We start from the raw sequence: 13,692 nt of genomic DNA, 5'->3' as shown, positions 1-13,692 counted from the left end.
CGTCACCGGGCACAGAGCTGTGGAGGATCCCTTGCACAACGAGAAGGCGGAACTGAGGACACGGTTGCTCGCCGAACGGCGGGCCGGTTCGGCGCACTCGCGCGAGGCGGCGGCCGCCGCCCTGGCGGGCCACGCGGCGGGGCTGGCCGGGCCCGGGCAGACGGTGGCGGCGTACGTCTCGGTGGGCGCCGAGCCGGGCACCGGGCCGCTGCTGGAGGCGCTGGCGGGGCGCGGGGTGCGGGTGCTGCTGCCCGTCCTGCTGGCGGACAACGACCTCGACTGGGCCCGGTACGAGGGCCCGGACGCGCTGGCCCCGGCGGCCCGCGGGCTGCTGGAGCCGACCGGGCCGCGGCTGGGCCCGGAGGCGGTGACCGCGGCCTCGGTGGTGCTGCTGCCGGGCCTGGCGGTGGACCGGCGCGGCCTGCGGCTGGGCCGCGGCGGCGGGAGCTACGACCGGGTGCTGGCCCGGCTGGCCCGGGCCGGGGCGCACCCGTTGCTGGCCACCCTGCTGTACGAGGGCGAGCTGCTGGACAGTGTGCCGGCCGAGCCGCACGACCTGCCGGTGGACGCGGCCGTCACCCCCTCGGGGGTGCACCGGCTGGGCCCGCGGGAGCGGGCGGGCGGTGGCCCGAAGGGGTGACGGGGCGGCTGGCGCGAGGGGTGACGGCGGCGGTCAGCCGGTGGTGAGCACCAGCTTGTTCTTGACCGCCTTGGCGACCGCGTCCTTGGAGTAGGCCCAGGGCAGCAGCTGTCCCTTGGCCCAGAGGTCGGTCTGGTCGTTGTAGTTCTGGTGGAAGGCGTGGCCGGAGGCGCCGCCGACATTGATCCAGTGCGAGGCGTCGAAGTCGCTCAGGTCGACCACCATGCGCATCGAGGGGATCCAGTCGACCTCGTAGCCGGCGGCCGCGTTCCAGCCGGCCGCGTCGACCGCGGCGGTGCCGCCGGAGAGCTCGTACGGGCCGCGGTTGAGCATCTTGTGGACCAGGCCGGAGGCGATCGACGAGTCGTCGGTGCCCATCGTCTGCTCGCGCAGGGTCAGCGTGTGCAGACGGCCCCAGCTCCAGGTGGAGATGTCCTTGCTGAGCCGCGAGGTGAGGTCCTGGCGGGCGTCCTTCATCGCCTCGGCGAGCAGGTTGTTCAGGCCCTTCTGCTCGTGGTGGTCGGCGTCGATGTAGGTCCACCAGTCGCTGTCGGGCTGGGTGAGCTGCTGGCGGACGACCTCCATCCAGCGGTCGCCGCCGTCGGGCTGGGCCTTGCCCGGGTCCCGGGTGCCGCACTCGGTGACGATCGAGGTGGTGGTGTCGGGCTTGGTCGGGTCGGTCGGCGCGTGCACCAGGAGGCAGTTGTCCTCGGCCCGCAGGCCGGCCGGGAACTTCTGGCCGAAGGCCAGGGTGAGCAGCTGGCGCCAGACGCTGTTGTAGTACGCGGCGGCGGCCGAGTCGGCGTCCTGGTGGTAGTTCCAGTCCTTGAGCAGGTCCTGGGCCTCGCGCACGTACGGGTCGTCGATCTGCACCTTGAGCAGCATCGGGACGAGCGTCTGGGCCATCACGCTGGTGTTGTCCAGCTGGACGGACTGCATGTCGTCCGGGGAGATCTTGCCGCCGTTCTTCAGCTTGGACTCGATCTGGTCGGCGATCTCCTTGGCCCGGGTGCCGTACTCCCAGTCCTTGGTCAGCAGGGGCTTGTAGGACGGGTCGACCACGGCCTGGTTGGCGGTGACGATGTAGCCGGCCGCCGGGTTGAAGCTCCAGGGCAGGGTGCTGAACGGGATCGAGCCCTTCCAGCCGTACGAGGAGTCCCAGCCGAGCGAGGGGTAGGTGCCGTCGCCGGCGCCGCGGACCGGGATGTTGCCGGGCGCCTGGTAGCCGATGTTGTTCTTGGTGTCGGCGTAGACGAGGTTCTGCGCGGGGACGGCGAAGTCCTTGGCCGCGCCGCGGAAGTCGTCCCAGCCGGTGGCGCGGTCCAGCTTGAAGACGGCGTCCATGGTCTTGCCGGGGGTGAGCGCCGTCCACTGCAGGGCGACGCCGTAGCCGGTGGTGCCGCGGTCGGGGGCGGCGTTGCCGTTGGGGGCGTACGTGCCGACCTTGCGCTGCTCGGAGCTGGCGTCGGAGATCAGCGGCGCGCCGCTCTGGGTGGTGCGGACGGTGATGGTGCGGTCCTCGCCGCCGGCGACCTTGATGGTCTCCTTGCGCAGCTCGAACTTCACCTCCTTGCCGTCCACCTGGTAGCTGTCCGGCGCGGTGACCTTCTCCAGGAAGAGGTCGGTCACGTCGGCGCCGAGGTTGGTGAAGCCCCAGGAGATGTTGTTGTTGTGGCCGATGACCACGCCCGGCATGCCGGCGAAGGTGAACCCGGCGGTGTCGTAGGCGCAGGCGGCCGAGACCGCGCGGCAGTGCAGCCCCATCTGGTACCAGACGGAGGGCATCCCCGGGCCGAGGTGCGGGTCGTTGGCGAGCAGCGGCTTGCCGGTGGTCGTGTGGCTGCCGGAGACCACCCAGGAGTTGGAGCCGATGCCCTGGCCCTGCCGGCCGAGCAGCTGCGGCATGGCGTCGATCCGGTCGGAGACGTCCTTGAGCAGGGCCTGGGTGGCGACCGCGCCCTGCGCGGCGGGGGCGGCCGGGGCGGCGGCGGGCGCCGTGGAGCCGTCGGCCGGCTTGTAGGTGTCGCCGCTGACGGTGCCGGTCTTCACGATGGTGCCGTTGCGGGCGTACGGGTAGTCCGGGTAGAGCTGGGCGATCTTGTCGGCGCTGAAGTCCTGGCTGAGCAGGGAGCGGTCGATCTCCTCCTGCAGGTTGCCGGAGAGGTTCCAGGCCATCGCCTTGAGCCAGGCCACCGAGTCGACCGGCGTCCACTTCTCCGGCTTGTAGTCGCCGTTGGCGACGCCGAGCAGGGCGTACTCCAGGGAGGCGCTCTCGCCGCCCGGGTGCTCGGCCAGCCAGGCGTTCACGCCGTCCGCGTAGGCGTCCAGGTACTTCTTGGTCTCCGGCTCCAGCAGGGTGTCGTACTCCTTCTGCGCGACCTGGCGCCAGCCCATGGTCCGCAGGAAGGTGTCCGTCTCGACCTGGCCGGCGCCGAACATCTCGGAGAGCCGTCCGGAGGTGATGTGCCGTCGGACGTCCATCTCCCAGAACCGGTCCTGGGCCTGCACGTAGCCCTGGGCGCGGAAGAGGTCGACGGGGGTGTCGGCGTAGAGCTGGGGGATGCCGTTGGCGTCCCGTTCGACGTCGACCGGCGCGGAGAGCCCCGGCACCTTGACACTGCCGTTGACGTCGGGGAAGGACGCGCGGACCGCGGCCACCCCCCGGTAGCCGCCGTAACCGACTCCGGCCACCAGGAGCACGGCCAGCGCGAGCACGATCAGACGGGCGCGCCGGAACTTCTTCGAGCGGGGCATCTGGGTCCTTGGCATCAAACGTTGTCGCCCGGAGGGCGTCCTTGGAGGGTGACGGTGGGCGACGGGCGGGCAGGTCTCGGGTTGCGGCCGTGACAGGTCACCACATTAGGCCGACTCAAGTGGCGGCCGTGCACGGGGGACGCCCACCGTGGGATCCAAGGCCCTCCCCGGGGCTCCCGCAGTGGGTTCGAAGGCCGCTCCGGAGCGGCTCCGGCAGGTTGCCGGGGTGGGCCCGGGGGCGGTGCGGCCCGGCTCCCCCGGGCGGATCCGGGCCCGGCGGGGCCGGGGGCCGGGCCGCGGGCCGGGCCCCGGACGGACGCTGAGCTGGGAAATTTCAACCTAAAGAGCGGGTAAAATGTTAGACTGAGTAACGATCCGTGTGACGATCCGTCAGCCACCCCGTCCACCCGCTGCCCGAGGTGCCCCTGCGTGACTGTTGACCACCTGAACCACTTCCTGCTCGAATTCTCCGCGATCCTGCTGGTCGCGGTGGTCGCCGTGCGCATCTCCACCCGCTCCGGCCTCCCCAGCCTGCTGATCTACCTGGGCATCGGGGTGGCACTCGGCCAGAACGGCCTGGGCATCACCTTCAACAACGCCGAGCTCACCCAGGTGCTCGGCTACGCGGCGCTGGTCGTGATCCTCGCCGAGGGCGGGCTCAAGACCAGCTGGCGCGAGGTCAGACCGGTGATGCCCGCCGCCGTCGTCCTGGCCACCTTCGGCGTCGCGATCAGCGTCTTCGTCACCGCGGCCGGCGCCCACTACCTGGTCGGCCTGGACTGGCGGGCCGCCCTGCTGCTCGGCGCCATCGTCTCCTCGACCGACGCCGCGGCCGTCTTCTCGGTCCTGCGGATGGTCCCGCTCCCGCACCGGCTGACCGGCCTGCTGGAGGCCGAGTCGGGCTTCAACGACGCCCCCGTGGTCATCCTGGTCGTCGCCTTCGCCACCACCGGCGAGGCGGACTCCTGGTACGTGCTGACCGGCACCATCGTCGCCGAACTGGCCATCGGCGCCGCGGTCGGCCTCGCCATCGGCAAGCTGGGCGCCTACGCGGTCAAGCACGTCGCCCTGCCGTCCTCCGGCCTCTACCCGATCGCCGTGCTCGCGCTGACCGTGCTCGCGTACGCGGGCGGCGCCCTGCTGCACGGCTCGGGCTTCCTGGCCGTCTACGTCAGCGCGGTCATCCTCGGCAACGCCAAGCTGCCGCACGGGCCCGCCGTCCGCGGCTTCGCGGACGGGCTGGCCTGGATCGGGCAGATCGGCATGTTCGTCCTGCTGGGGCTGCTCTGCACCCCGGTCAGCATGGGCTCGGCGGTCGTTCCCGCACTGGTCATCGGCACCGTGCTGGTGCTGCTCGCCCGCCCCCTGTCGGTGCTGCTGACGCTCACCCCGTTCCGGCTGCCGCTGCGCGAGCAGGCGCTGCTGAGCTGGGCCGGGCTGCGCGGGGCGGTGCCGATCGTGCTGGCCACCATCCCGCTGGTGTCGGGCGCGCCCCGGGCCCAGGAGATCTTCAACATCGTCTTCATCCTGGTCGTGGTCTTCACGCTGATCCAGGGCCCGACCCTGCCCTGGGTCGCCAAGTGGCTGAAGATCTCCGAGGGCTCGATGGGCCAGGACCTCGGCATCGAGTCCGCGCCGCTGGAGAAGCTGCACGGCCAGCTGCTGTCGGTGGCCCTCTCGGCCGGCTCGCGGATGTCCGGGGTGGAGGTCGGCGAGCTGCGGCTGCCGGCCGGGGCGGCGGTGACCCTGGTGGTGCGGGAGGGCAGCAGCTTCGTGCCGGACAAGACCACCGTGCTGCGCGGCGGGGACGAACTGCTGGTGGTCACCACGGACGAGGTCGGCGAGGCCGCCGAGAAGCGCCTGCGGGCCGTCGACAAGGGCGGCAAGCTGGCCGGCTGGCTGAACGGGCGGTAGGGCAGGGACTGCGGGCGGGCGGCGGGGCCTGCAGGCGGGCGGCGGGCCGGAGCCGGGCGGGCACCGGCCCGGCCGGCAGGGCAGTGGAATCCCACCCTGTCACCGAGCGTTCACCTTGATTCGACAGGACGAGTTGCCTCGAAGCCTGTACTGTGGAGGAATACGCGTGTCTACGCGCGTATAAGAACGCGAACGACGACTGATACATCCGCAACATCTGCCTGAAGCAGAGTTGGCGCGACCGCTCGGCGGCCGCGGCCCGCAGCACCCATGCCGGGCCCGGTATCTACCCCGGTCGACGCGCGAGAGGACGACTCTCGGCGCCGTCGGGGCCACCCTTGCCCCTGCCGCGCTACCAGGCAGCAGGAAGGACCGACCGTGACGGCCCGCCGAACGGTCGACAACACCCCCGCACGAGTCGGGTACGGCACGCTGCTGCGCACCCCGGGAGCCCGCGGCTTCCTGGTGCCCGCCTTCGCCGCCCGCCTGCCCTACGCGATGCTCAGCCTGGGCATCGTGCTGCTGGTCCTCGACACCCACGGCTCGTACGGCACGGCCGGCGCCGTCGCGGCGGTCTCCGCCGTCGCGCAGGCCTTCGTCGGCCCGCAGACCGGCCGCCTCGCCGACCGCTTCGGCCAGTCCGCCGTCCTGCTGCCGAGCGTGCTGGTGCACGCCGTCTCGGTCGGCGCGCTGATCGCGCTGGCCCTCGGCCACGCCCCGGTCTGGGCGCTCTTCCTCGCCGCCGCCCCGGCCGGCGCCAGCGTGCCGCAGATCGGCGCGATGGTCCGGGCCCGCTGGGTCACCAAGCTGGCCGACTCCTCGCCCGGCACCCTGAACACCGCCTTCGCCTTCGAGTCCGTCACGGACGAGTTCACCTTCGTGGTCGGCCCGGTGCTCGCCACCGCCGTCGCCACCGGGGTCACCCCCGCAGCCGGACTGGTCGCCGAGGCCGCCCTGACCGTCATCGGCGGGCTCGCCTTCGCCGCGCAGCGGAGCACCGCGCCGGCCCGCCACCCGCAGGTGCCCGGCACCCGGCGGGTCTCCGCGCTCGCCTCGCCCGGGGTCCGGCTGCTGGCCGGCGCGTTCCTCGGCGTCGGCACGGTCTTCGGCGCCATGCAGGTCTCCGTGACCGCCTTCGCCGAGGCCGCCGGACGCCCCGGCGCCAGCGGCATCGTGTACGGCGTCTTCGCCGGCGGCTCGATGCTGGCCGGCGTGCTCTACGGCATGGTCGCCTGGCGCCGCTCGGCCCGGGGGCGGATGCTCGGCAGCTACGCGCTGCTCGTCCTCGGCTGCTCCACCCTCTGGGCGATGCCCGGCCTGACCACGCTCGCGCTCGCCGGGCTGGTCTGCGGGCTCGCCATCGCCCCGACCCTGATCACCGGCTACACCCTGGTCGAGACCCTCGTCCCGGACGGCGCCAAGACCGAGGCCTTCACCTGGCTGACCGGCGCGATCGGCCTCGGCCTCGCCGCCGGTTCGACCGTAGCGGGCCGGCTGATCGACGGGCACGGCCCGTCGGCCGGGTTCCTGGTGCCGGTGGCCGGCGCCGGGCTCGGACTGCTGGCCCTCGTCCTGCTGCGGCGACTGCTCGTCGCGCCGGCGGCGGGCACCTCCGTATTCGCGGGTGCGGCGGACGCCCCCGCCCCCGCGGCCGTCGCCCCCTCGGCCGTCACCGCCGCGGGCGACCCGGCCGCGCCGGGCCCGGCCGTGGCGCGGAGCGGCGCCGGGGCTCAGCTGGTGGGGGCCGCGAAGGGCTGAGGCCGGGCCGGCCCCGCCCGTCGCCCGGCGGCCGTCGACACGGCCCCCGGGGCGCGGTCGCGGGAGCGGCCGCCCGGTGCCGCGCAGTCGTCCGTACCCGCCCGTCCGGCCGTCCCGGCCCGCCGGTGGGGGTATCTCACACCTGCGGCGCTGGACTGATCAGGCGGAATGCCGCATCATTGACCGTCGTTAGCACTCATCAGGCGAGAGTGCCAGGGGGAAGTGCAGGAGGAAGTCAAGTGCCCACGTACCAGTACCAGTGCACCGAGTGCGGCAACGGCCTGGAGGCGGTGCAGAAGTTCACCGACGACGCGCTGACCACGTGCCCCGACTGCCAGGGACGGCTCCGCAAGGTCTTCTCGGCCGTGGGCGTGGTCTTCAAGGGCTCCGGCTTCTACCGGACGGACAGCCGCTCGTCCTCCAGCAGCTCGGTGGGCGCGGGTTCGGCGGCCACCGCGGCCGGCAACGGCTCGTCCACCGGCGGCTCGTCCACCAGCAGCAGCTCCACCAGCGGCTCCAGCACCTCCGCGAGCCCGGCCCCGGCCGCCGCCAAGTCGACCGGCAGCGCCTCGACGAGCTGACCCGGCCGGCCGGCGGCGCCGATCGCGCGCCGGCCAGGACCAGAGCCGACCTCGAAGGGCCCGGCCCCACCGCTCACCGCGGTGGGGCCGGGCCCTTTCGCGTCTCCGCCCCTTGGGCCGGTCCTCCGGAGCGGGCCGCCGGTCCGGCCTTCCGGCCCTCCGGGTCGAGCCTTCCGGGTCCGGCCTTCGGGGGCCCACGGCGGCCGGGAGTCCCGGTCCTGCGCCCTGACCCCGGACCCGGGTGGCGGACCGTGGCCGTCACCCTTGTGGGTGAACGAAGTTATCCACAACCCCGAGTTGTCCACAGGAAACCGGGCGGGGATTCCGCCGTCGGTGCGGTGGCCGCAGGCTGAGCACGCACGACCGGCCCGGCGCCGGTGAGCACGGTACGAGCTCACCGCGGCGGCCGGACCGGCCGCGCCGTTCACCAGCTCCCGACCAGAGGCGGTGCCCGTCATGACCCGTTCCCCCCGGCCCCTGCTCCCGTCCGCCTGCGTCCGTCCGCCGGCCCCGACCGCGTGCGGGCAACCTCCAGCCCCGCCCGCGTACGCCCGGCCGGTGCCGCCGCCGTCCCACACCCTGCCGTCGGAGCCCTCCGGCGGTTCGCGGCACCGGGCCTCGGCCCGACGTGCCGTCCCGCTCTCCGGGCCCGCGGTGCCGCCCCGCCGGGCCGTTCCGGTGTTCGCGCCGATCCGCCGAGGCGGGAGCGGGCGGCACCGGTTGCAGCAGGCCGTGCGGCACCGGCCGGGGGTGCTGGCCACCGGCCTGCTCGCCGCGGCCACCGCGCTCGCTGCCGGGCCGCTGCGCCCCGGCCCGCCACCACCGGCCGCCCCCGCGGCCGCGCCGGCCGCCCACGAGCCGGCTGCGGCGCCACGGTGCACCCCCGGCGGAGGCACACCGCAAACCCCCTGAGGCGGCCGTGGCCGGGCGATCATCGCCGGGCCGAACAAGTCAGGACAATTCACCCGTAACCCGGTCGGCGTTCCGTCGTTCACGCGACATGAAGGGCTTCAAGGAATTCCTGCTTCGCGGCAACGTCGTCGAACTCGCCGTGGCCGTCGTGATCGGCGCCGCGTTCACCAACATCATCAACGCCTTCGTCAAGGGCGTGATCAACCCCATCGTCGGCGCCTTCGGCGCCAAGGACCTGGCCGCCTACAGTTCCTGCATCAAGGGGCCGTGCGAGGTCAGCGCGACCGGCGAGGTCACCACCGGCATCCTGATCCTCTGGGGGTCCGTGCTCAGCGCCGCCCTGCAGTTCCTGATCACCGCCGCGGTCGTCTACTTCTTCCTGATCGTCCCCATGAACCGGCTCGCCGCCAGGCGCAAGAGCCTGCTGGAGATCCAGACCGAGGCGGAGGCCAAGGAGGTCGCCCTGCTGACCGAGATCCGCGACGCGCTGCTCAGCCGCTCCTGACCCCGCCACCGACCGCCCGCGTCCGCACCCTCGGCGCACCCGCGCCCGGCGTTCCCGCCCTGGGCACACCTCTCCCCGGCGCACACCCGCCAGCGCCCCGGTCATCAGTGCCCCGGCCATCACCGGCCGACCGTCCCCCGACCCGACCCGACCCCACTCCCGACCCGACCGTCGCCGGTCAGGGCCGCACCACGGCCGGCTCAGCCGCCGTGGTGCGGGGGGCGCTGGCTGAGGTACCAGTCCAGGCCTCGTCCGGCGCTCTCGCCGGCCCCGGGCCGCTCGCCCCAGCCGCGATCGGTGTCGTCCCCGGACTGCTGGTCCAGCGGGTCGCCGAAGACCAGCTTGGCCTTGCCCGCCGCTACCGCCCCGCCCGTCGCCTCGGCGGCGGCCGACCCACCCACCGATCCCGGCGCGGCCTTCGCCGCGGCCTCCCGGCCGGCCGAGGACCGGTCCGCCCCGTCCTGCTCGCCCCTGCCGGGCCGACCCGGTTCCTGCTCGCCCATCGTCCTACCTCCAGCCGCTCCGCCCGGACCGACCGCTCGGACCGATCCGCCACCAGCCTACGAGCCCCGCCACCCGGGACGCCCCGTCCCTCCCGGCCGCCCCGGCCCGTCCCGGAGCAGACGCCCCGAAACGTGCCACGCAGTGCCCGCGCACGCCGGAGCCCCGGCCCAGGCGTCCGCCCGTACCGGGGCTCCGTGCGGCTGGTCCGGCCGCACACGGCTGGTCCGGCTGCGGGGATCAGGCGGCCTCGAAGCCCGCGTGGTCGGCGATCTTCTTCAGCTCGGCCAGCGCGTGCTTCTCGATCTGCCGGATCCGCTCGCGGGTGAGACCGTGCTGCTTGCCCACCTCGGTGAGGGTGCGCTCGCGGCCGTCCTCCATGCCGTACCGGGACCGGATGATCGACGCCGTGCGGTCGTCCAGCCGCCCGATCAGGCCGTCCAGCTCCTCACGGCGGAGCATCACCATCACCGCGTCCTCGGGCGAGGTCGCGCCGGTGTCCTCGACCAGGTCGCCGAACTGGGTCTCGCCCTCGTCGTCGACGGACATGTTCAGACTGACCGGGTCACGGGCCCAGTCGAGCACGTCCTTGATCCGGGTCTCGGTGGTGTCGAGCTCCGCGGCGATCTCGGACGGCTCGGGCTCGCGCCCCAGCTCCTTGGCCTTCTCACGCTGCACCCGGCGGATCCGCCCGAGCTCCTCGACCAGGTGCACGGGCAGCCGGATGGTGCGGGACTGGTCGGCGATCGAGCGGGTGATCGCCTGCCGGATCCACCACGTCGCATAGGTGGAGAACTTGAAGCCCTTGGCGTAGTCGAACTTCTCGACCGCCCTCACCAGGCCGGCGTTGCCCTCCTGGATGAGGTCGAGCAGGGGCAGGCCGCTGCGGGGGTACCGCCGGGCCACCGCGACGACCAGCCGCAGGTTGGAGCGGATGAAGACGTCCTTGGCGCGCTCGGCGTCCTCGGCTATCGCCTCCAGCTCCTCGCGCTCGGCGCCCTTGGGGAGGGTGCCCTCCTCCAGCAGGTGCTGGGCGTAGACGCCGGCCTCGATCCGCAGCGACAGCTCGACCTCCTCGGCGGCATCGAGCAGGGGCGTCCTGGCGATCTCGTCGAGGTACATCCCGACCAGGTCACGGTCGGCTTCGAAGTTGGTCGGGCGGGCCGCGCGAGTCCGGTCGGCCCTGTCGCGAACGACGGCACGGGTGGCCATGCTTGCTCCCTTGCTGGTGTTGCCGAGGTCTGCCTGCCTGCCCGAAAAGGGCAAGAATGCGGGCCCTCTTCGGGGCTCACACGTAACGATCCAACGCACAGAATCCGGACAACATTCCCAAGTCGCTCAGATTCTTCGCCCGATGCAGTATCCTGCGGCTTTTCACCCCGGTTCTGAACGGAGGGTGAGCGGAACAGCACGGCGGGTGTCAGATCCCGGCCGGGCCCGGCGATTCGCCGCTCGCCGATGGAACATCCATTCGATCCGCGGTTCGCGCCCACCGCAACATGAACCCCCGGCACCCCCTTCGCGTTCCCGTTCGCCCGAACTCCCCGAACGGTGCTCCGTACTCGCACCGCCGAAAGGGCCATCCCGCCCACCCGGCAACCCACCCAGCTTCTCCGCACAAAAGATGCCGAATCGCTATCCGTCCACCGCCGGATCGGCACGACCCACTGGGAATGTGTCAGCCATGCACCTGACCAAAGGCTCGCTCCCCGATGCCCCGAACCGCCACCTGCTGCGGTACGGAGCTCTGGCGGCCTGCTGCGCCGCGCTCTTCGCGGTGCTGTTCGCCCTGGTCGAGGCGCACTGGGGTCCGCTGGCCCGGCTGGACCGGAGCTGGACCGACGGCGAGCACGGCTACGCGCGCGAGCACACCGCCTGGACCGCCGCCGTGCAGACCCTCAGCAACATCGGCGGCACGGTCACCATGCGGACCCTGCTCGGGCTGGCGGCCGTCTGGCTCTGGCTGATCGGCGCCCGGGTGCTGGCCGCCTGGGCGGCGGCCCAGGCACTGGTCGGCTGGGCCGCCCTGTGGGCGCTCAGGCTCTTCGTCGGCCGTCCCCGCCCGCACTTCGGCGATCCGGTCGCGTACGCCGCCGGCCCGGCCTTCCCGTCCGGCCACGCGATGGCGTCCGCGATCACCTGCGTGATCCTGGTCTGGCTGATCCGCCCGCACGCCAACCGGGCCGGCCGCGTGGCCACCGGCGGCGCGGCGGCGCTGGCGGTCCTGGCGGTCGGCTGGACCAGGATCGTCCTCGGCGTCCACTGGCCGAGCGACGTCCTGGCCGGCTGGCTGGCCGCCGGGGTGATCCTCGGCGGCGTGACCGTCGCCGTCGAGCTCTGGCGCCCGGGCGACCTCGCCCGCGACGTCCGGCGGGTCAACTGGCGCACCCGCCCCCGGGTGCAGCGCGTCCTGGCGGGCGAGCCGTCCGCCCCGGGCCGGGAGAGCTGACCGAACGGGCGGACCGGACGACCGGGACGGCCGACCGAACCGGGGCCGCCGTTCGCGCGAGCCCCGGCCGGAGCCGCCCGGGCGGCACTCGGATAGCGTTCTGCCATGCCGCCGACAGCCCCCGCAGGCCATCTCCCGCGCCCGGCCGAGCACCCTCTTCCCGGTGGACCTCCCGCCGCCGTGCTGCGGATCGCCACCGTGCAGGCCCCGGTCGTGGCGGGCGACATCCCCGCCAACGCCGCGACGGCCGCCGCCCTGATCCGTGAGGCCGCCACGGCCGGCGCCCGGGTGGTGCTCTTCGCCGAGAAGTTCCTCTCCGGCTACGAGCCCGCCCTCATCACGGCCGACCCGCGGCGGCACGCCGTCCAGCCCGCCGACCCCCGGCTGGCCCCGATCGCGGACGCCTGCCGCGAGCGCGCCGTCACCGCCGTGGTCGGCGCGGCCGTGCGCGACGAAGCGGGCGAGCTGCGCGTCTCCGCCCTGGTCGTCGGCCCGGACGGGGAGCTGGTCACCCGGTACGACAAGCAGTACCTCTTCAAGTCCGAGGCCGCGATCTACCGTCCGGGAACCACCGGTTGCACCCTCGAACTGGACGGCTGGCGGCTCGGTCTGGGCATCTGCTACGACTCAGGTTTCGCCGAGCACGCCCGGGCCGCCGCACTGGACGGCTGCCACGCGTACCTGGTCGGCGCGCTCTTCAGCGTCGGCCACGGCCACCACGAGTCCCGGACGTGGTTCCCGGCCCGGGCCCTCGACAACACCGTGTACACCGTCCTGTCGAACCACATCGGGCGGACGGGCGGCTGGAACACCTGCGGCGCCAGCGCGGTCTGGGGCCCCGACGGGCGCCTCCTCGCCGAGGCCGGCCCGGACACGCGGGAAATCGTCCTGGCCGACCTCGACCCGGCCGTCCTGGCCGCCACCCGGCAGTCCGAGCCCCTGCTCCACGACTTCCGCACCGGCCCCGCCTTCCGCACCGGCGCTCGCCCGGCCGCCGAGCGGCTCCTGCACCGCCTGGGCTGACCCGCCGCGTCCCGGCCCGCCCCGCCGCCGGGCGCCGTGCCCGGCGGCCCCGGCCGGCCGTGCGTCGGGGCCCCGGAGCCGCCGGGCCGGGCTACGCTCCGGCCCATGCGCAGCTCACTGCACGGCGCCCTGGTCACCCTGCGCCCGGCCACCAGCGCCGACATCCCCGTGCTGGCCGTCATCCGTGCCACGCCCGAGGTCCGCCGGTGGTGGCGCGGCGGACCGGATCTGCCCGCGGAGATCGCCGAGGACCTGGCCGACCCGGGCACCCACACCTACGTGGTGCTGCACCAGGGCCTGGTGGTCGGCGCGATCCAGTGGTCGGCCGAGGACGAGCCGGACTACCGGCACGCCAGCATCGACATCTTCCTCGGCCCGGAGGTCCACGGGCGCGGCCTGGGCACCGACGCCGTCCGCACCCTGGCCCGGCACCTCTTCACCGAACACGGACACCACCGGGTGGTGATCGACCCGGCCGCCGACAACACGGCGGCCATCCGCAGCTACACCAAGGCGGGGTTCCGGCCGGTCGGTGTCATGCGCCGCTACGAGCGCGGAGCGGACGGCAGCTGGCACGACAACCTGCTGATGGACCTGCTCGCGGACGAGCTCCCCGGCCCCGGCGGCGCGGCTCCCTGAAGGCCCCGCCACCCTC

At 73.8% G+C, this 13,692-nt stretch carries 11 protein-coding genes; 8 read left to right on the top strand and 3 right to left on the bottom strand.

Going from position 1 to position 13,692, the window contains the following annotated elements; translation table 11 throughout:
• Positions 1–31: 31 nt before the first annotated feature.
• Positions 32–640, top strand: coding sequence for a 5-formyltetrahydrofolate cyclo-ligase (locus tag IE329_RS10225; protein WP_190210535.1), 609 nt, complete (start codon positions 32–34; stop codon positions 638–640).
• A 33-nt stretch (positions 641–673) separates the two neighbouring features.
• On the opposite strand, the gene IE329_RS10220 is transcribed toward IE329_RS10225, so the two are convergent.
• Positions 674–3,394 (bottom strand): penicillin acylase family protein, encoded by a 2,721-nt coding sequence (locus IE329_RS10220; protein ID WP_190210534.1) that lies wholly within the window; start codon positions 3,392–3,394, stop codon positions 674–676.
• Between the two features lie 429 nt (positions 3,395–3,823).
• Here IE329_RS10220 and IE329_RS10215 point away from each other — a divergent pair, with 429 nt between their 5' ends.
• From IE329_RS10215 to mscL, 4 genes are all read left to right on the top strand, one after another.
• The gene (locus IE329_RS10215; RefSeq protein ID WP_190210533.1) at positions 3,824–5,308 is read left to right on the top strand and encodes a potassium/proton antiporter; all 1,485 of its coding nucleotides are present in this window, start codon (positions 3,824–3,826) and stop codon (positions 5,306–5,308) included.
• Positions 5,309–5,686: 378 nt separating this feature from the next.
• Positions 5,687–7,066, top strand: coding sequence for an MFS transporter (locus tag IE329_RS10210; RefSeq protein WP_229927327.1), 1,380 nt, complete (start codon positions 5,687–5,689; stop codon positions 7,064–7,066).
• 239 nt (positions 7,067–7,305) lie between these two features.
• Entirely contained in the window at positions 7,306–7,647 is a 342-nt protein-coding gene (locus tag IE329_RS10205; RefSeq protein WP_190210531.1) for an FmdB family zinc ribbon protein, read from the top strand.
• Positions 7,648–8,647: 1,000 nt separating this feature from the next.
• The gene (gene mscL / locus IE329_RS10200) at positions 8,648–9,064 is read left to right on the top strand and encodes a large conductance mechanosensitive channel protein MscL (RefSeq protein WP_190210530.1); all 417 of its coding nucleotides are present in this window, start codon (positions 8,648–8,650) and stop codon (positions 9,062–9,064) included.
• Between the two features lie 200 nt (positions 9,065–9,264).
• On the opposite strand, the gene IE329_RS10195 is transcribed toward mscL, so the two are convergent.
• The gene (locus tag IE329_RS10195; protein ID WP_229927326.1) at positions 9,265–9,567 is read right to left on the bottom strand and encodes a hypothetical protein; all 303 of its coding nucleotides are present in this window, start codon (positions 9,565–9,567) and stop codon (positions 9,265–9,267) included.
• 238 nt (positions 9,568–9,805) lie between these two features.
• Positions 9,806–10,777: a sigma-70 family RNA polymerase sigma factor gene (locus IE329_RS10190; RefSeq protein ID WP_190210529.1), complete on the bottom strand. Its 972-nt coding sequence runs from the start codon at positions 10,775–10,777 to the stop codon at positions 9,806–9,808.
• 472 nt (positions 10,778–11,249) lie between these two features.
• On the opposite strand from IE329_RS10190, the gene IE329_RS10185 reads away from it, so the two are divergent.
• The 3 genes from IE329_RS10185 to IE329_RS10175 all read left to right on the top strand — a co-directional run bounded on the left by IE329_RS10185 (position 11,250) and on the right by IE329_RS10175 (position 13,676).
• Complete coding sequence (locus IE329_RS10185; RefSeq protein ID WP_190210528.1) at positions 11,250–12,014, top strand: phosphatase PAP2 family protein; 765 nt, start codon at positions 11,250–11,252, stop codon at positions 12,012–12,014.
• Positions 12,015–12,119: 105 nt separating this feature from the next.
• Positions 12,120–13,037, top strand: coding sequence for a carbon-nitrogen hydrolase family protein (locus IE329_RS10180; RefSeq protein ID WP_190210527.1), 918 nt, complete (start codon positions 12,120–12,122; stop codon positions 13,035–13,037).
• Positions 13,038–13,142: 105 nt separating this feature from the next.
• Entirely contained in the window at positions 13,143–13,676 is a 534-nt protein-coding gene (locus tag IE329_RS10175) for a GNAT family N-acetyltransferase (RefSeq protein WP_190210526.1), read from the top strand.
• The last annotated feature ends 16 nt before the right edge of the window (positions 13,677–13,692 follow it).

This window comes from Kitasatospora indigofera, assembly GCF_014655955.1.
GTDB lineage: Bacteria > Actinomycetota > Actinomycetes > Streptomycetales > Streptomycetaceae > Kitasatospora > Kitasatospora indigofera.
The sequence above is the reverse complement of the archived record's forward strand: the minus strand, read 5'-3'. Positions and strand labels throughout refer to the sequence as shown.

Bases quoted from the DNA above. Each gene is read 5' to 3' on its own strand.
- mscL (WP_190210530.1), top strand. From the start codon at position 8,648: ATGAAGGGCTTCAAGGAATTCCTGCTTCGCGGCAACGTCGTCGAACTC.
- IE329_RS10180 (WP_190210527.1), top strand. From the start codon at position 12,120: ATGCCGCCGACAGCCCCCGCAGGCCATCTCCCGCGCCCGGCCGAGCAC.
- IE329_RS10195 (WP_229927326.1), bottom strand. From the start codon at position 9,567: ATGGGCGAGCAGGAACCGGGTCGGCCCGGCAGGGGCGAGCAGGACGGG.
- IE329_RS10175 (WP_190210526.1), top strand. From the start codon at position 13,143: ATGCGCAGCTCACTGCACGGCGCCCTGGTCACCCTGCGCCCGGCCACC.
- IE329_RS10185 (WP_190210528.1), top strand. From the start codon at position 11,250: ATGCACCTGACCAAAGGCTCGCTCCCCGATGCCCCGAACCGCCACCTG.
- IE329_RS10190 (WP_190210529.1), bottom strand. From the start codon at position 10,777: ATGGCCACCCGTGCCGTCGTTCGCGACAGGGCCGACCGGACTCGCGCG.
- IE329_RS10220 (WP_190210534.1), bottom strand. From the start codon at position 3,394: ATGCCCCGCTCGAAGAAGTTCCGGCGCGCCCGTCTGATCGTGCTCGCG.